Here is a 17,588-nt window from a genome sequence, read left to right as displayed (position 1 = left end):
GGCGTCCTTTATCTCAAGGAGGAGACGCGCAATGAAACCGGTCATCCTTGTCTTCATTCTGCTCGTTGCCTCGGCGGTCCTGTCGCCCCCCGCCGTTTCGCAAGGCGTGGTCGTTCCGGCGCTACGGGAGCTCAAGGCCGGCTATGGATCCGAGGCTTGGAAGGACGAGGCCGCGCAACCAACGATCGGCGGCATCCCAACGACACCCGTCACAGGCTCCGTGCCTCCCATGGTGTATTCGAACCCATATTACGACGGCGCCCGACCGCACCATGCGGCCTCGGGCGTGAACTACGTGGGGTATAACCTCACTGCCGTGATCGATTTGCAAGACGACCGCGGGGCACCACCGTCGGGGCCCGACAACTACGTGATCAACGCCTCCATCGCCACGACCACGGGCGTCATCCCGGCCAAACTCACAAAACTCAGCGCGTACCAGTTCCGGGCCCAGTTCGACCTCGACGGGGAGAGCGGCAAACCGTTCCCCGTCCTCCTTCCGGGGAGCTATTCCATGAAAGTGGAGGTCCTGCTCCTATCCACCACACCAGACCCGACCATTCCGCCGACCAGCGTGTCGGTGAGGCCTTTCTCCGTCACCGCATCGGGCGTCGCGATCGACATCCCGGGGACGTTCTTCCCGGAAGAGAGGATCAAGGGCTACACCGACATAGGAGCCGGCAACCTCACCCTCCTCCAGACCACGGCGGTGGCGCCCTCGGAGCCCGTCGAGGTGACGGCCGTGTTCCGGGAGGCCGCAGGAAGGCTCGCGGAGATCGTCGTCCAGAACAAGGACGTGGGGCGCGTGATCAAACGTGAGGCCGCCGACAGCAACGGCCGCGTGATAGCGCGCTTCCAGCCATCCGAGGTCACGGGGAACGCCAACTCCGCGCTATTGGTCATCGAAGCCCACCTCGTCGGCGACGAGAACTCGCTAGGGAGCTCCGCGGTCGCAGTGCCGGTCGCGGCGCGCCCGGTGACCACCCTCGCCTACCGCCACGAGGCGCGCCAGATCGCGGGGCAAGGCCTTTCCCAGGCCGAGGCCATCATCGTGCAAGTGAACGACACCGCGCCGGACGTGCAATCGGGCTCGACGGGCGGGGACGCATTCGCCCTCGACGCCTCGGGTCGGATCGTGACCAGTGCCGCGTTCCAGGCGGATTCGTTCGTCTCCGGCAACGCCCGCCTCGCGAGGCTTCCAGCCGAGCCCATCCGTGCGGCCGGACTCACGACATACCGCGTCATCTCGATCCTTTACAAGGGCGACGATTTCTATGCTTTGACGACCGCGCAACGAGGCTTCACGTTGAGTGTCCCGGTCATCGAGCCGCGGCCGAGACAGGAAGCCCAGCTCAACGTCACATTGAGCAATTACAACAACAACTTCGACGTCTCCGACGACGTGGGGCTCGCCATGACCGTGTCCCTCAAGCTCGTCGGACCCGGCTCCAAGGTGTTCGAGGACGTCATATCGCTGCGGGAAAGCCAGCAGAGGACCATCGTCGTCCCGTTCCGTTCGGACGTGGCCGGGAACGTCCGCGTCTCCATCAACGCTACAAGCGGGGAGTTGGAGATCGGGCGCGACATGCTGGTACGGGTGGCGGATCCGCCCCAGTCCAACGGGCTCTTCGATCTACCGACGCCGGCCTACGTTCTTGGTGCGGCGGCCGTGATCGCCGCAGGCCTTTCGAGAAGGCGCTCGTAAAAGCCCAGGACCTTCTTTGCGACGCGGCCGGTCTCGTACGTCTCGATGGCGTGCTTTCGCGCCGCAACGCCCATCGCCTTGGCCTTCTGCGCATCGGCCAACACTCGTGAGATCTTCTCAGCGAGGTCCTCCGGGTCGAAAGGTTGCGCGACGAGTCCCGTCTCGCCATCTGTGATCACTTCCCTGACACCCGGGATGTCGCTCACGACCACCGGTTTTCCGCATGCATGGGCCTCGATCGTCGCGATCCCGAACGCCTCAAGCCTCGATACACTTGGGAGCACGACGACGTCCGACAGATTGTAGTAGAGCGGCAGATCGTGATTATCGGCCCTGCCGACGAAGGCAAACTTGTGTGCCACACCGGTCGAACGGGCGAGTCCTTCGAGAGCCCGTTTTTGAGGCCCGTCGCCGACGACCACGTGGACGACGTCTCTTGCCGTGAATGCCGCGGAACGGACGAAATCCTCGACGCCCTTGTGATGCGTGAGGCGGCCGACGAAGAGGGCGACCCTGGCGTTTCCAAGCTTCAGCCGATCGCGAAGGGCCGACCCGTCCAAGTCGGGGCGGAAACGCGCACAATCCACGGGGTTCGGGATCACCTCGATGTCAGGTCTTTTCCAAAGCTCCCGGGACGTCTCGGCGTAGGTCTTCGTCGTCGCTACGACGCCGTCCGCGCCACGTAGCGTACTTTCGCCGAGGCTCGCGACGTACGTTGCAACGGCGAGTCTTCCCAAAGGACCCGGGATCTCAAGGTCGCAGTGATAGGTGAGGACATGCTTGAACCGTCCTCTGCTGCGCGCCCGGCTCGCGAAATACGCGGAAAGGGGCGGAGGGCTGTGCGAGTGCACTATGTCGAAGCTGTCCTCGCGGAGGAACCTCGCGATCCCCGGTGAGACCGGCGTCATGAAAAGGTTCGCGAAGGTAGGCAGCCGCACGACGCGGACGGGTCCGATCTTCTCTTCGCGCGCCTCGCCTTTTCCGCGCGACGTGAGGACCGTGACCTGGACGGCGAGCCTTGCGAGCGATCCGGCGAGTGCCTCTACGTGGGATTCGACGCCGCCGACGTGGGGCCGGAAATAGGGAGTTACCTGGCAGACCTTCAATAGTCACCCGCTTGCGTCATGGGGCGGGGCCATTTTACACTTACGCGCCGGACGCTTGCTCATCGTCGCGTGATTTTCCGCCTGGCGAACGCAAGCGAAAGGGCCGCGGTGGCGAGCGCGGGCAAGGACCCCGGCACGGAAAGGTCTGGGACAGGATTGATGTCTGAGAAGTCTTCGGAGGCATCTGTTTCGAGTCCCTCGACCATCTCATCCGCTTGATCTGAGAGACGGACCTGGACCCGGACGTCCTCGCCCTTGAGCGATGCGTCAAAGCGGTACGCGGTGTGTACAAGGAGGGTGGCCACGCCCGATCCGAACGGCCTGTCGGCTTCGAACCACCAGTCGACTTCACCACTGGTCCGCCTTTCACCGGTCTGCCGCGATCCAAGCTCGAGGGGCGGGGGCGCTTGGACACTCACGCCGTCCGGTCCCGATTCGGCGTCGAACGACACGAGCATCATCGCGTTCCCGTGGTTTGCGACCGTCGTTTTGAGCGGGATCCGCGTCCCTGGAACCAGGGCGAGTGTGCCACGTTCGGGCTCCGCGGTGGTGAGCGCGAAGAAACCGGCCTCCGCCATCATCCGGGCCTCCGATCCCGACGCGCTGAAGAAGCCATTCGGAGCCGCGCTTGCCGAGACCGTGATCCCGGCGGGTGTAAAGGCGGGAGCGTCAAAAGACGCTACGACCGCGAGTACGGCCTCGCCATGCATGGTTTCAACGGAGCAGGCGCAAGGAGCCCGCGAGGGCGCCAAGTAGATCGTCGACGGGTTGATGGCCGCGAGGAGCCAAGGCACATCGGACACGGCTGCCAAGTCAACACGGGTGGGGGAAAGGATCGGGCCGGGAACTGGCGTCGAATATTCGATGGAGACACGCGTGTCCCGGACGCCCATGCCTGGCGTCGCCGGTTCGAACATGGGCTCGACCCGCACATCGATAGCCGTTGGGAAGAGCCCCTGCGCTTCCGACATCGGCATCGCGGCAAGAACGAGGATCGATAGAGCGCAGAACGGCGCCATGTCCATGGTAACGAGACCGCGGCGCGTTGGCCATAAGGGTTCTGGCGAGTTCGTTTGATGTCGCGTCGCGGGCGAGCGCACCGCGACGAAGGAGACGTGGTCCTGCGCTCCAAGATTTATTCCGACACGTTTATCTTAATGACGCCACGTTCTCGCTCTTGGGACTTCAGCCCAAAGGATGGATGCACATGTCGATGAGCCCTATTGACCTAGCCCGAGCGAGGCGGATCGCCTGGGACCGCGGCCTCAAACCGGTCCGGATCCGAGGAACGAACGTGGTCGAGTTCGCAAGCCGCGCCAACACGCGCTTCGAAGTGATTGACTGGAACGATTTTGAAGCCAACCTGAAGGAAAAGGGCCTTTCGGTCTACGAGTGGCGGGGTTGGATGAAGATCATGAAGAACAAGGCGCAATCATCGTTCATGATGAGCGTCTCGTCACCGGCGCGCGAGGAATCGCCAGCAGCCCCCGTCGTCCAAGAGACGTTCGCCCACGAGATGTCGGTCGAGGTCACGATGCCCGAACCGGCGCGGGAACCGGAAATGCCGCCCCGCGCATATGAGCCGCCCACCATCCTTGCGCCGACCCCGGTCGCTCTCGACCCCCCGACGCCACCGGCCCCGGGACCGTTCGTCGAACCCCCGATGCCGATCGGCCCGATGGCCCCTGCAGCCGGTCCAGTGGACTTGCTCGCCGGTCTTGGCGCCCCGCGCGCTCCCGAGCCGCGGCCCGTCAAAGGTGTCTTAGGTTTCATCGGGAAGCTCTTCGGGTTCGGACGCAAACGGTAGACAAGAAATCGCTATTCTCGTGCCCCCCCTTCAAGGCAAAGTGGGAACGCACATGGAGGATACCCCGTGGGGGGAAGGAGAGCCTTCTCCCTGCGGATTCCACTTCCAACGACCCCTTTTTGCCGCGGCGCACGGCAGTGCGCGCGGCCGAGCGCCGGCGAAGCCTACGCTGCGGCTCGCGTTGCTCGCGAAAAGCGTCGATGGAAAATGCGATTGGGCGGTGAAAGGGAGGGGAGCGGGGAATTAGGGAGGTGCTGCCAAACGACCCTTTTCGCTCGCGTTGCTCGCGAAAAGCGTCGATGGAAAATGCGATTGGGCGGTGAAAGGGAGGGGAGCGGGGAATTAGGGAGGTGTTGCGGAAGGCAGGAGGCGACCCGCTCCAAGATCTACTGTGTCGCGCCGGGCTTATCCACACTTGTTCCGGTGGGTTTGTGAACAACGGACGTTGGGCCGTCGGACCGCTGCTGGAAGAGCAGGGTTAAACCCCCCATCCCCCTTTCCCGGACCAGTGACACCATGGCCTTCCCGTTCGGAATCACAGACCCACTGATCGGCACCGCGTTGGTGATCGTCGCCGCGATCGTCCTCGGCGTCATCGGAAACGCCATCGCAAAGTTCGGGATATTCCTGGGGCTCGGGATATTCGGGGCCTACTACGTCTACGACAACACCGGGAGCGTGCTCTATGCCGGGGCGACGTTGCTCCTTACGCTACTTGGCGGCTTGATGAAAAAATAGCATCGGCGGCCCGCAAAGACTCATACGGTTCCCGGAATCCGCCGATTAGACCGGGGCATGGTTCATATGCCTCGGCGGCTTAGCGCCGCCTCGGGCGCTCGTGGACTCGGCCTTCGGCCTCGTCCCCGGCGCCTCGCCGACCTTCGGTCGGCTTCGGTCGCACGGGTAACCCAGCTTGGCCAAAGGTGCTAGATTCAGAGTCTAGTCGCGAAGGCGTTCCCAGGTTCAAATCCTGGCCCGTGCACTCAGGGCGTGTTCCCAGGTTCAGCGAGGATTTGGGGGAAACCAAATCCGAGCGAGGAGGACGAAGTCCTCCGAAAATCCTAGCCCGTGTATGACCGCTACGCCCGGACACGCACCTCGTCCCCACGATGCACGGTCCCGCCGCGCACCACCGAAGCGTAGACCCCAACGTTGGCCGCATTGTGCTGCGCCGCCGCGCGCAGGATGCTCGGGTCGCGAGGCAGGTCACCCTGGGGCAGCGTGGTCATGACGCAGCGCCCACACGGCCTCTCGACTCGGAGCACGACCTCTTCCCCTAGTGCAAGCTCGTGGCCCACCCACCCATTCTCGACGAAGCCCTGCCGAGGCGTTCTCACCACCAGGTTGGGCCGGAAGCGGCGCGTCTCGAAGCGTCCGCCGGGGGACAGGTGGCGAAGCTTGTCGATGGTGCTGGTGGTGAGCAGGTGCAACGTCGCGCTGTCGAAGAACGTGCGGGCGTGCATCGCCTCCTCGGTGACCTCCTCGCGGTGGGCGAGCCCCTCGATGTCGGGCCAGTACTCTTCGAGGGAGGGCGTCTCGGGCGCTTGAGCGGTAAGGCGCACCTCGCGCCCCAGCGCCTTCGACAGTTGGTGGGAGGCTTGGGCGTCCAGGGAGGTCACCACGGCGCCGTCGGGCAGCGTGATGCGAACGGGCGGTGGCCGCGCCGGGTTGCGCGGTGCCTCCACGTAGGCGGCCCGGAACTCGAAGAGTCTACCCCAAAGACGCGGATTCTTCGCGCTGGCGATTTTCCCGGAGGCCACGTCGACCAGCGCGTAGGCCCGGTCGCCCAAGAGCCCGCGCTCCGTCACCTCGGCGGCGTGCAGCTCCTCCCCCATCATGGATTTCACCGCGTAGCGGTGCACGGCGACGACGGCGCCCTCGGCCTCCCCATGCATCACCGGTGCGGTAAAGGATGGCAATGGATAATCGTGTCGCCCGTGCTCTCGCGGTTCCCCCATGCTCGGTGGGTCCATCCGCCATCGGTCCTGAGAGAAAAGAAGACGCAAGGACTCCTGGCCCGTGCATTTTTTCCTCCCGGCTTACGATCCGCCACGAGGCCCCGCCCGCGCCGCCTCCTCGATGAGCCCCGCCACGATGAACCGGTGGCACCCTTCAGCCGGTGCCGACCGTAGATGGTCGCAGAGCAACGTCACGGATTCTCCTTCGGCCACGCGGCGAGCGATTCCTGTGATGGCCTCTTGCGCTTCGGGTGCTTCCATCTCGTTTTCGAACCGTCGACGGTAGGTCTCCATCCCGACCTTGTTCGCCTTCACCTCTCCGTGGAGCTCTCGACTTGGCCCAAGTTCCTTTCGCCACTCGTCCCAGGTCTCACGGCCCTTGGCGTAGCCGCGTGGGTAGAACCGGCTCACGAGGATCCGGGTCCCATCGGACGGCTCGAGGGGATCGAGGCGGAGGTGTTTTGTCTTGACGACGCCGACGTCTGGACGGTCGCCACGGCTTTTCGGGCGCTTCCCGATAGGCAGGGCCAATGGACGCGCCTTGGCGCCGTGTGCCCTCTTTCCAGCTTTTTCCCGTCCTATCGTTTCAGCCTCGCCGCCCACTTCTTCCTGAACTTGGAGACTTTCGGCGAGACCACGGCGGCGCAGTAGGGCTGGTCGGGGTTTCGCTTGAAGTATCCTTGATGGTAGTCCTCTGCCGCGTAGAATACGGTGAACGGCGAGAGCTGCGTCACGATAGGACCGTTGAAAATCTTCGCCTTCATGAGTTCCGCGATGACGGTCTCGGCAGTCGTCTTTTGGACGGGCGAGTGGTGGAAGATGGCGGATCTGTACTGCGTTCCTATGTCGCCGCCCTGCCGGTTGAGCGTCGTCGGGTCGTGTATAGAGAAGAAGACCTCCAGGAGATCGCGGTAGGGGATCACGGCGGGGTCGAATGTCACTTGCACCACTTCGGCGTGGCCCGTGTCGCCGTCGCAGACCGCCTCATACGTCGGGTCCTTGACCGTGCCGCCCGCGTAGCCGCTCACGACCTTTTGGACGCCCTGGAGTTGTTCGAAGACCGCCTCCAAGCACCAGAAGCAGCCGCCGGCAAGTGTCGCTGTCTCCCATGTTCCGCTCATGCGCTCGCAATCACCGTCACAGGAGATGAAGGTTCACCCGGAAAGAGGGGGGTGGAAATAACTCGGAAGTCTTATTCCAGCGAACGGGTACGAGAACGCCGTTCTCGAAAGGCCACAACGATGCAGATCCGCGCTGTCACGGGGAATCTAGGGGCGGTACTCGTCTTCTTCTCTTTCGCGTTCCTGCTCCCGATCGTCCCCGCGTACGCCTTCGAAGAACCCGGCTCGCGACCGTTCGGCACTTACGTACCCGACAATGCGTTGGTTTTCTTCTCCGTGTTCCTTTTGACGCTCATACTCGGCCTCATATTGAAGGTCCGAGGGGGAAACGGCGACTTGCGCCGCTACGAGGGGTTCGCGGTCGTGAGTTTGTCGTACCTCTTGGTTTCGATCGTCGGCGCCATTCCGTATCTACTCACTGGCACAATCGCGTCTCCGCTTGACGCGTTCTTCGAGTCGATGAGTGGTTTTGCGACCGTCGGGGCGACAGTGATCCCTTACCCCGTGGAGGCGCATCCCGCGTCCGTCCTGTTCTGGCGTAGCCTCACTCAATGGCTTGGCGGGATGGGGATAATCGTCCTCGCGATGGCGCTTCTTGCGGGCCTCGTTTCGACGGGGTCTGCGATGATGCAAGCGGAGTATTCGGGAGGCGCACCCCGTCTCAAGGAGCGGCTGGCCTCCACCGCGAGGACCTTGTGGGGTGCTTACCTCGCGCTTACCATCATCCTCGCCGGCCTTCTTTTCGTGCTATTTCGAGCCGGCGGTCTCCCCGAGCGGCGGGCGGCGTACGAAGCTTTGGTCGTGTCGTTCTCGACGCTTTCCACGGGCGGCTTCTCCGTCTGGACTGATAGCGTCGCGAAGTACGGTTCGTGGCCCGTGGAGCTTGCCGTGATGGCGTTCATGATCCTCGGCGCCGTCAGTTTCCGCGTCCACCGCGACGCCCTTTCGGGGCGAGCGAAGGCCTATTCGCGCGACCAAGAGACGCGTCTCTTCGTTTCCATCCTCGTCATCGTGACAATCGCCCTGACGCTCAACCTCCTCCTGTCGGGCTCCGAGGAGGCGTGGGCTTCTACGGGGGGTCGGCCCGACGTCCTGGTGGCGCTACGCCAAGCGGCGTTCACCGTCGTCTCCATCTCGACCACCACGGGATTCACGACGGCCAATTTCGATTTGTGGCCAGATTTCTCGAAGCAGGCATTGCTCATGCTGATGATAATCGGAGGCTGCGCCGGGAGTACTGCCGGTGGTGTCAAGGTCATGCGTTTCATAGTGCTCGCGAAGCTTTTCAGACGCGAGATCCTCCGGATAATACACCCGCGCTCGCCCCCGAAGATAAGGATCGGGCGCGACGTGCTCTCGGAGGACGCCGTGCGCAACATCTCGGCGTTCTTTTTCGCGTATCTCATCATCTTCGTGGTCTCCGCCGTGATCCTTGCCGGGACGGGCCTTCCGATGCTCTCATCCGCCTCGTCCGTGGCGCAGGCCATGGGCGGCGTAGGGATCGCGATGGGGCCCGTGGTCGGAGGGCCGGGCTTCACGTTCGCCGCCATCGACCCCGTCGCCAAGGTGGTCCTCATCGCGGACATGTGGCTTGGCAGGCTCGAGATCTTCGCGGTCCTCCTCCTCTTCGCCCGCAGCGCCTACCGTGAATGAGCGCCACGGGCCACTTCTTTTCGACAGGAAGCCATAACTACCGCTTCCTCTCTTTCTCGCGTGGCATGGCCGGCTTCAAAGGGCGCCACATAGTCCACATCGAGGACCTTTCCGTCGAGGAGATGCAGCACATCATGGGTGTTGCGGCCAAGATGGTGCCCGTCGCGCGCGGGGAACGGAAGTCGACCGCCGCGCAAGGCAAGGTGCTCGCGTCGTTGTTTTTCGAGCCCTCGACGCGCACGCGTCTGTCGTTCGAAGCCTCGATGGAGCGCCTCGGAGGGGCTGCGATCGGTTTCTCGGACCCCGACGTGAGTTCCGTGGCGAAGGGCGAGACGCTGGCCGACACGATCCGCGTCATCTCGAGCTACGCCGACATCATAGTACTACGTCATCCGCGAGAAGGTGCTTCGAGGCTTGCCACGAAGTTCTCGAGCGTCCCCGTGATAAACGGCGGAGACGGGGCGGGACAGCATCCGACGCAGACCCTTCTAGACCTTTTCACCATACAACAAGAGACGGGGAAGATCGCGGGAAGCCACGTCGGGATAGTGGGCGACCTCAAGTACGGTCGCACCGTCCACAGCCTCGCGAACGCCTTGGCGCGCTTCGGCGCCGAGATAACCTTCGTGTCGCCGCCGCAACTCCAGATGCCGAGCGAGCAAGTGGCAAGGCTCAAAGAGACCGGGGCGAGCATCAAGGCGACCCAGGACCTGAACGCCGTGATACCAAGCCTCGACGTCATCTACGTGACGCGCATCCAGAAGGAAAGGTACCCCGACGCGACCGAGTACGCGAAAGTGGCCGGCAGTTATCAGATCACGGCCGACCTCCTGTCACAAGCGAAGAAACATGCGGTGGTCCTCCACCCACTTCCTCGCGTGGGTGAGATCAAGGAAGACGTGGATTCCACTCCGCATGCAAGGTACTTCCAGCAATCTTTCAACGGGGTACCGGTCCGAATGGCGATCCTTGCATTGCTACTGGGGGTCGTAGAATGAACACGGAGGTAGTTTCGCAGAAGGAGATGAAGGTCTCCCCGATCCGCAACGGCACCGTCATCGACCACATCACGCCTGGAATGGCGCTCAAAGTGCTTCGGATACTCGGTCTTCCGCGGGAGGGAAGCCGTTCGGTGGTTTCCGCGATCATGAATGTGCCGTCGGAAAGCGGAAGGCGCAAGGACATCGTGAAGATCGAGGACCGCGAACTCGAACCCGAGGAGGTGGACAGGATATCCTTGATCGCACCTAACGCGACGATCAACATCATCCGCGATTACGAGGTGGCCGAGAAGCATAAGGTGGCCCTTCCGGAGCGGGCCGAGGGCACGGTCGCTTGCAGCAACCCCAACTGCATCACCAACGCGAGAGACGAGTTCGGCCGCCGCGAGCCGGTCTTGGCATCGTTCAGGGTCATCGCGAAGGAGAAACCGGTCCTTCGTTGCGACTACTGCGACCGCGACGTCGTCAATATCGCTGACCAGATAATGTGATCTTGACGGGACTGGGGCGGCACCCTTCTCGAAGGAGTATCGCTTGCCCGCTATTTGCCGTCTTTCTGAAGCTCGTCCCAGATCTCTTTCGCCCGGCTCATCCGCACCTGTCCTTCCGAGATCATTTTTTCGACAACGGGTCCCACTTGTGCATCCGGAACGCCCGCCATCCTCGCGATGTTCTTCGCGTGAAGCCGCATGTGGCCTTCCTGGATGCCTTCGTCGGCCAGGGCGCGTAGTGCCGCAAGGTTCTGGGCGAGTCCCACACTTGCCACGATCGAAGCGAGCTCGGAGGCCGTCTTCGCGCCCAGTATCCTCAAAGCGACGCCCGCCGTCGGATGGACTTTGGTCGCACCCCCGATGGTGCCCAACGCGAGCGGGAGCTCTATTATCCCCTCCAGGTTCCCGTCGGGTCTTTCACGGAAAAGCGTGAGGCTCCGGTAGCGTCCCGTCCGGGCCGCGAACGCGTGCGCCCCCGCCTCGACGGCGCGGCAGTCGTTCCCCGTCGCCATGACGACGGCGTCGATCCCGTTCATGATGCCCTTGTTGTGGGTGGCGGCGCGGTAGGGGTCCGCATCGGCGAACGCCCATGCCGCGACGATATCTTTGACCACCTTCGCCCCGCCGAGCTCATCCTTGTCAAAGAGCGCCCGCGCGTGCGCTACCCGCCGGTCGGCGAGGTTTGAGAGGATCTTGAGAAGCGGGCGACCGCCCGCGATCTCGGCGACGACAGGGGCGAGTGTTTCGCACATCGTGTTCACGGCATTCGCCCCCATCGCGTCGCGCACGTCCACATGAAGGTGCACGATGAGCATCGTGCCGGCCGCGGTCCGGAGTTCGCGCGCCTCCAACCCTCGAGGCCCCCCGCCGGCTTTCACCATCGAGCTTTGAGGTTCTGTCACAAGGTCGAGAAGCTCCTTCTCGCGACGCTTGATCTCGCCGATCGCGCACGCCGTATCCGTCACGTCGAGGATCTGGATCTGCCCGATCATCACGGCGTCCTGGGCCTTCGCTGTGAACCCGCCGTATCTTCTCGCGATCTTGGCGGCGTTACTCGCGGCCGCGACAACCGAGGCTTCTTCCGTGGCCATGGGCACGAGACAATCGCGCCCGTTCACGATGAAATTCGTAGCGACGCCGAGGGGAACCTCGAAGGTGCCGATGACGTTCTCGATCATAGTGTCCGCCGTCGCTTCCGGAAGGGCTTTGGAAAGACGCTTGCACTCATCTGGCGTCAGCGACGCGAACTCGGCCACGGCGCGGAGCTTGTCGTGGCGGCTCATCTTGTGAAAACCGGGGATCCTCGACGACCGAGCCACGTGCGGCCAATCGCGCCGGGCCAGATTAACCCTTCTTGATTGGGCTGCGATTGGTTTAAATCGGTTCCACCCGTTCCGCGGACAAGTGCCCGTCGTCAGCGTGTCGTACTCGCGCCTCACGAAGCTCCTCGGAAAGCGCATTCCGAAGGAGACGCTCGTCGAGAAGATCCCCATGATGGGTGCCGACGTGGAGCGCGTCGAAGGCGACACGATCAGCGTCGAATTCTTCCCCAACAGGCCCGATCTCTACAGTACGGAGGGCGTCGCCCGTGCTCTTCGGGCGTTTCTCGGGATCAAGACAGGGCCAAGGACGTATCGCGTCGGAAGACCATCGGTCACCCTTACTGTGGGAAAAGGCGTCGGAAAGACGCGGCCCTTCATCGTCGCAGGGGTCGTTCGCGGCGTCGACCTCGACGAGACCTCTCTCGAAGGGCTCATCGAGCTCCAGGAGGACCTTCACTGGGGCGTCGGGGCCCGCCGGCGGAAGGCCGCCATCGGTGTGCACGACCTCGATTGCGTGACGCCTCCGTTCGTGTACCGGGGCGCAGGACCGGACGAGATCTCGTTCGTCCCGCTCCAATCGGACGAGAAGATGACCCTTGGCGAAGTGCTTCAAAAGCACCCCAAGGGCGTCGATTACGCCCCGCTCCTTGCCAGCGCCAAGCAATTCCCGGTCATCCTCGACCGCGATGGTGAGCTTCTCTCCCTGCCCCCGATAATCAACGGCCGGCTCACGACCGTGACGACGCGGACGAAGAACATCTTCATCGACGTGACGGGACCGGAAGAGAGGGCGATCACCAACGCCCTCAACATCGTGGCCGCCCACTTCGCCGAGGGTGGGGCCAGGTTGGAGGCGGTGAGGGTGATGCGCGGAAAAAGGGCGACGATCACGCCAGACCTCACTCCCCGGCGTCACACCTTGGACCTTTCATTCGCCCAGTCGCTCATCGGAGAGGCAGTCGGAGGCGCGAAGGCAAAGCGCGCCTTGATGCGGATGGGGCACGGGGTCACTATCAAGGGCACGAGGGCCACGATCGACGTTCCGGCTTACAGGACTGACATCATGCACGAGGTCGACCTCGTCGAGGAGTTAGCTGTTGGGATAGGGTACTGGAACCTCTCGGCGGCCCCGGCGCGCTCGGTCACGTACGGGCGCGAGCGCCCCGAGGAACGCCTTGCCGGACGCCTGCGCGAAGTGTTGACCGGACTCGGGTTCAACGAGGTGATGACATTGTCTTTGTCGTCCGAGGACGACCAGTTCGTGAAGATGGGCCTGAAGGCGGATGCTGCGACTCGAAACCCGGCGGGCGTTCCAGAGACGGTACAAATCCACAATCCGATGATCGAAGAGCATACGCTGATGCGCCCGAGTCTTTTGCCGTCGCTTCTCAATGTCCTTGCCAAGAACAGTCATCGAGACTTGCCGCAGCAACTGTTCGAGTTGGGCGACGTCGTCCATGTGGAAGGCGGTGTGGCCTCGAACCGGCGTGTCCTTGCGGCAGTGCGAATCGCCGGCAAGACCGGCTTCACGGAGGCCAAATCCCTCGTCGAGGCCGTCGGGCGTGAGATCGGCGTCGCCGTGAGCGTGGCCCCGGTGGAACACGGTGCTTTTGTGCCAGGGCGAGCCGGACGCGGACGTCTTGGCCCCTACGACGTGCTTTTCGGCGAGTTGAGCCCCGCGACGATCACGGCCTTCGGCCTCGGCGCTCCAGTGATCGCCATGGAGGCGATGCTCGACGAGGCCGGATTCGCCGAAAAGTGATTCCACGGGCGGTTTGGATGGCAGCGCACCTCGCCAAACGGAAGTCTTATTACATTGTGTTACCTAATATGAGACACAATAATACACAACGGGGTATTTGAATGCGTATCGATATCGGAAACGGAAAGATCCTGGGCACGAAGAAAGTCAGTCCGAACGGCCAGATCAGCGGCTTCACGGAGTTCGCCGGCCGCGACGTCTTGGTGGTCCTCCCAGAAGATGAGATAGGGGTCACATCGACGGTGGGCGGCATCACGACCGCGGCTCCCGAATACATCAAAGAAGTGCAGGCGGCCACGCTTGAGACAATGAAGATCGCCTTCCGGCAGTACCAGGACCTCAAAGCCAAGTATGCGACACCGGAACGCGCCGCCGCCGAATACATCAAGACGCACGCCCCCCGCAACTTCCAAGGCCTCATCGACCAGGTCGACACATGGGCCCGCCAGGAGGTCAAGGCCATGGAGGACAAGGTGGAGCGGGCGCTCAACGAAGACCGACGCGGGATCAAAGGATAGGATCCGCCGGACGTCATCCGGAGCGGCTCCAAAAGGCCGTGCTTTCCACTTTTCGCGTGAAAAGTGCGCTGTTCACGTTTCGGGCCAGTTCCCGTTGTCCAAAGTTTATTATTGAATACGCGTCCATAAAAAGCCGTTGGCCGACGGTCTTACTTCTCCTCCCAGCCCATCCGCCCGCCAAGGCCGGGCGATAAGCAAACTCCAGCGCACCGTCCAGATAATCGACACGCTCATCGAGCACGATTTTCTAAGCGAGATGCGACGCCTCGCAAGGGCCGAGCGACGACCCGTTGGTTTTTCGAAGATCGAGGTCGACATCCCCAAGGAACTTCCCCTCAAAGTCCGCCTCATCATGGAGGACCTTGGGCCGACGTTCATCAAGATCGGCCAACTGCTCGGGACCCGCCCGGACCTCGTCCCCCAGCCGTTCCTCGACGAGTTCAAGAACTTCTACGACCGCACCAAACCCACTCCCTTCCCGGAGATCAAGGCCCTCATCGAAAGCGAACTCGGGCGGCCCCTCAAGGAGATATTCGCGACATTCGAGGAGACCGCCATCGCGTCCGCCTCGATCGGTCAAGTGCATGTCGCGACATTGAAAGACGGGACCAAGGTCGCGGTGAAGGTCCAGCACCCGGGCATCATCGAGAAGATGCGCGTCGACTTCGAGATCATGCGGCCCTTGCTGCGCTTCATTGAGAACCTCTTCGCGGCCGCCCGCATTTGGCAGCCTTCGGCGCATCTAAGCGAACTGGAGGAGATGGTCGAAAAGGAACTCGACTACCGTAACGAGGCCGCCAACTACCAGAAGTTCGCCCGCAACTTCGCAAACGACAAGCACGTCCGGATCCCGCGCGTCCACTGGGAACTGTCGTCCCGAAGGATCCTGACGCTCGAATTCATCGAAGGCATCAGGCTCTCCGAGACCGCGGACCTTTCGAAGCGCGGGATCAACGGCAAACGCGTGGCCCAGATCATAACGCAATCCATGGCCACGCAGATCTTCGAGCATCGCCTCTTCCACGCGGACCCAAGCCCCGGAAACGTCATCATCATAGACAGCGAGACGATCGCCTACGTCGACTTCGGCGCCGTCGGCTACATCACGCGTCGCCGGGCCGACCTCATGGTCCACCTCATCACCGGCCTTGCCCGCGGCGACGTCGAGCTTTGCGCGCAGTCGCTTCTCGACCTCTCGAACGTCTACGGCGAGATAGATTTCCCGGCGTTGAGAAAAGACATCGAACGCGTGATGGATTTGGCCGAGATGGGTGGCCCATCCATCGCCGACCCGAAGATGCTCGACGCCATGATGCGCATCGCCGAGAACCACAACATGCTCCTTCCCCCCGATTTCATCCTCATCGACCGGGCGATAGTCCAGTTCGAGGGGCTTTGCAAGAGGATGGACCCCGATTACGAGATCGTCGACAAACTCACGCCCATAATCATCGGGATAGCCAGGAAACGCCTCTTCGATTTCAGCAAGAACAAGGAAGTGGCAAAGGACGCGGCCCTCGGCTACGCGGAGTTCCTCTCGGAACTTCCCGGACGTGTCAACGCGGTCTTAAGAAAGATCGAGAAGAACGAGATACGGATCAAGATCGACCACTCGGGCGGCGAGGCGGAGGAGAAGGAACGGGAAAGGAAACTCCTTCGATACAGCTTCACCGGCCTGGTAGGCGCGCTCGTGGTGGGACTCGCGATCATAAGTGTTGCGCCAGACGGCGCTGGCCGCATTTCGACGTTCTTCTACTTCAGCGCAGTCATCGGACTCGTGTGGGGACTGGCGATGCTGTACTTCTCGGCGGATAGGGACTGAGCGTCAGCCTGAGGGTTCTGGCGTTTTCAGGGTACCGGCCTTGATTCCCAATATTTCGCAAAGGAGCGCCACGAGGATCATCAGCGCCCCGAGAAACGAGAGGAGAATCGCGATGTTGGGGAAACTCGCGGGGGAAACGTCTGGTATCTGAGGAGGGCCCAGCGCAATCACGACATTTGCTGCTGGCATCCCGAGTAACACTAATGGAACACCTATTCGCGTCAACCATTTCGGAGCCGTCAGCGGCGAAAGGAGTGCGAATACAGCGGTCGCATACCACGTCGCGAAGACGCCCATCGCACCAGCCACGCGTTGGACCTCGGGCGATGGGTTGATGCGCGGGACGCCGCGTATTCCGCCGTCGAGCAGCAACGCTGCGAGAACGCACACTGACAGAAGTATCAGTGCGCCGGCGGCCGCTCGCCGAGTGGCGGCGTCGCGCAGGAGCATCGCGAACCCAACTGCCGCGATGATCCACGCGATGAGGACGAAACCCGTCCCGAAGATGAACGTGGGGAATGCGAGGACTAGGAGAAGAAGCGTGATGCGACGGAGCGGCCAAAGTCCTTGGACCGGCTTTTTCATGGTGCCGCTCTCCTCCGACCCCATAGAGAAAGGATGGGGCGCGGTAGCCCAAGTAGTTTTGGTGCGACGCAACCCATGGCTCACCGTGGGCGTCGGCTATTGTGCAGCGGGAGGCGCGGGAGATCGAGGCGCAGGGAAACCGACTAGTTCCGAGATGAGGGATAAAAAGACCAACGCGCTTCCAATGAGACTCGACAGAAAAGCGAGGCTGAGCACGAACCCCGGTGAGAAATCGGGAATCGCCGGTTGCCCGAGCAGTAACCAAAACGATCCGACGACAAATCCTCCAAGGCTCAACACGCAGCCAGCTTTCTGGAGGAAGCGCGGCGCGTTCAACGGCGCGATGGCCACGAACACGGAAACCGCGTACCACATGCCGAACAGACCCAAGGCCCCCGCCCATCTCTGGACTTCGGGAGAGGGCGTGATCCGTGGGACGCCGCGTATGCCGCCCGCAAGCATGAGCGCCGCGACGACGCAAATGACGAGGACGACGAAGGCGCTCACGGCGGCACGTCTGGTCGTCCGATTCCTTGCAAGGAGAGCAAAGGGCACGGCCGCGAAGAGCCATGCGAACAGCACGAATGCGTTTCCGACTATGAAGGAGGGAAACGACAACAGCATGAGACCAAGCGCGAGGCGGCGATGCGGTTGGGCCCCTCCCAGGTCGGACGCGCCATCTGGACTCTCCTCCGGCCCCATGACCAGGGATTGGGTCCCTGAGGCCAAGTAATTTT

At 62.6% G+C, this 17,588-nt stretch carries 17 protein-coding genes and 1 tRNA gene; 10 read left to right on the top strand and 8 right to left on the bottom strand.

What is annotated here, in order from left to right; all coding sequences use genetic code 11:
- Positions 1-31 precede the first annotated feature (31 nt).
- On the top strand, positions 32-1,705 hold the full coding sequence (locus HY556_07660) for a hypothetical protein (protein MBI4393652.1): 1,674 nt from the start codon (positions 32-34) through the stop codon (positions 1,703-1,705).
- Here HY556_07660 and HY556_07655 read toward each other — a convergent pair.
- A complete protein-coding gene (locus HY556_07655) occupies positions 1,648-2,811 on the bottom strand; it encodes a glycosyltransferase family 4 protein (GenBank protein ID MBI4393651.1) in 1,164 nt (387 codons plus the stop codon). The two genes, HY556_07660 and HY556_07655, sit on opposite strands and share 58 nt — an antisense overlap.
- Before the next feature lie 59 nt (positions 2,812-2,870).
- Positions 2,871-3,836, bottom strand: coding sequence for a hypothetical protein (locus tag HY556_07650; GenBank protein ID MBI4393650.1), 966 nt, complete (start codon positions 3,834-3,836; stop codon positions 2,871-2,873).
- Positions 3,837-3,988: 152 nt separating this feature from the next.
- Between HY556_07650 and HY556_07645 the strand changes: the two genes are divergently transcribed.
- From HY556_07645 to HY556_07635, 3 genes are all read left to right on the top strand, one after another.
- Complete coding sequence (locus HY556_07645) at positions 3,989-4,618, top strand: hypothetical protein (GenBank protein MBI4393649.1); 630 nt, start codon at positions 3,989-3,991, stop codon at positions 4,616-4,618.
- A 516-nt stretch (positions 4,619-5,134) separates the two neighbouring features.
- On the top strand, positions 5,135-5,356 hold the full coding sequence (locus HY556_07640) for a hypothetical protein (protein ID MBI4393648.1): 222 nt from the start codon (positions 5,135-5,137) through the stop codon (positions 5,354-5,356).
- A gap of 159 nt (positions 5,357-5,515) precedes the next feature.
- A tRNA-Leu gene (locus HY556_07635) sits at positions 5,516-5,600 on the top strand.
- A gap of 97 nt (positions 5,601-5,697) precedes the next feature.
- On the opposite strand, the gene HY556_07630 is transcribed toward HY556_07635, so the two are convergent.
- The 3 genes from HY556_07630 to msrA form a co-directional block, all read right to left on the bottom strand.
- Complete coding sequence (locus HY556_07630; GenBank protein ID MBI4393647.1) at positions 5,698-6,513, bottom strand: MOSC domain-containing protein; 816 nt, start codon at positions 6,511-6,513, stop codon at positions 5,698-5,700.
- A gap of 144 nt (positions 6,514-6,657) precedes the next feature.
- Positions 6,658-7,107 (bottom strand): DUF488 family protein, encoded by a 450-nt coding sequence (locus tag HY556_07625; GenBank protein ID MBI4393646.1) that lies wholly within the window; start codon positions 7,105-7,107, stop codon positions 6,658-6,660.
- 47 nt (positions 7,108-7,154) lie between these two features.
- On the bottom strand, positions 7,155-7,697 hold the full coding sequence (gene msrA / locus HY556_07620) for a peptide-methionine (S)-S-oxide reductase MsrA (protein ID MBI4393645.1): 543 nt from the start codon (positions 7,695-7,697) through the stop codon (positions 7,155-7,157).
- Between the two features lie 120 nt (positions 7,698-7,817).
- Here msrA and HY556_07615 point away from each other — a divergent pair, with 120 nt between their 5' ends.
- The 3 genes from HY556_07615 to HY556_07605 all read left to right on the top strand — a co-directional run bounded on the left by HY556_07615 (position 7,818) and on the right by HY556_07605 (position 10,842).
- Positions 7,818-9,350, top strand: coding sequence for a TrkH family potassium uptake protein (locus HY556_07615; protein ID MBI4393644.1), 1,533 nt, complete (start codon positions 7,818-7,820; stop codon positions 9,348-9,350).
- A 65-nt stretch (positions 9,351-9,415) separates the two neighbouring features.
- Positions 9,416-10,348, top strand: coding sequence for an aspartate carbamoyltransferase (pyrB, locus tag HY556_07610; protein ID MBI4393643.1), 933 nt, complete (start codon positions 9,416-9,418; stop codon positions 10,346-10,348).
- Positions 10,345-10,842, top strand: coding sequence for an aspartate carbamoyltransferase regulatory subunit (locus HY556_07605; GenBank protein MBI4393642.1), 498 nt, complete (start codon positions 10,345-10,347; stop codon positions 10,840-10,842). The genes pyrB and HY556_07605 overlap by 4 nt, the downstream gene beginning before the upstream one ends.
- 50 nt (positions 10,843-10,892) lie before the next feature.
- On the opposite strand, the gene HY556_07600 is transcribed toward HY556_07605, so the two are convergent.
- Positions 10,893-12,302, bottom strand: a complete 1,410-nt coding sequence (locus tag HY556_07600; protein MBI4393641.1) for a hydroxymethylglutaryl-CoA reductase, degradative — start codon at positions 12,300-12,302, stop codon at positions 10,893-10,895.
- Between HY556_07600 and HY556_07595 the strand changes: the two genes are divergently transcribed.
- The 3 genes from HY556_07595 (at position 12,247) to HY556_07585 (ending at position 16,266) form a co-directional block, all read left to right on the top strand.
- Positions 12,247-13,926, top strand: coding sequence for a phenylalanine--tRNA ligase subunit beta (locus HY556_07595; protein MBI4393640.1), 1,680 nt, complete (start codon positions 12,247-12,249; stop codon positions 13,924-13,926). The two genes, HY556_07600 and HY556_07595, sit on opposite strands and share 56 nt — an antisense overlap.
- Positions 13,927-14,027: 101 nt before the next feature.
- Positions 14,028-14,444 (top strand): hypothetical protein, encoded by a 417-nt coding sequence (locus HY556_07590; protein MBI4393639.1) that lies wholly within the window; start codon positions 14,028-14,030, stop codon positions 14,442-14,444.
- A gap of 136 nt (positions 14,445-14,580) precedes the next feature.
- Positions 14,581-16,266, top strand: a complete 1,686-nt coding sequence (locus tag HY556_07585; protein MBI4393638.1) for an AarF/ABC1/UbiB kinase family protein — start codon at positions 14,581-14,583, stop codon at positions 16,264-16,266.
- A gap of 3 nt (positions 16,267-16,269) precedes the next feature.
- Here the strand turns inward: HY556_07585 and HY556_07580 are convergent, their stop codons facing one another.
- A complete protein-coding gene (locus tag HY556_07580) occupies positions 16,270-16,851 on the bottom strand; it encodes a hypothetical protein (GenBank protein MBI4393637.1) in 582 nt (193 codons plus the stop codon).
- A 96-nt stretch (positions 16,852-16,947) separates the two neighbouring features.
- Positions 16,948-17,553, bottom strand: a complete 606-nt coding sequence (locus tag HY556_07575) for a hypothetical protein (protein MBI4393636.1) — start codon at positions 17,551-17,553, stop codon at positions 16,948-16,950.
- Positions 17,554-17,588 lie beyond the last annotated feature (35 nt).

Source organism: Euryarchaeota archaeon, from assembly GCA_016207515.1.
GTDB lineage: Archaea > Thermoplasmatota > SW-10-69-26 > JACQPN01 > JACQPN01 > JACQPN01.
The sequence above is the reverse complement of the archived record's forward strand: the minus strand, read 5'-3'. Positions and strand labels throughout refer to the sequence as shown.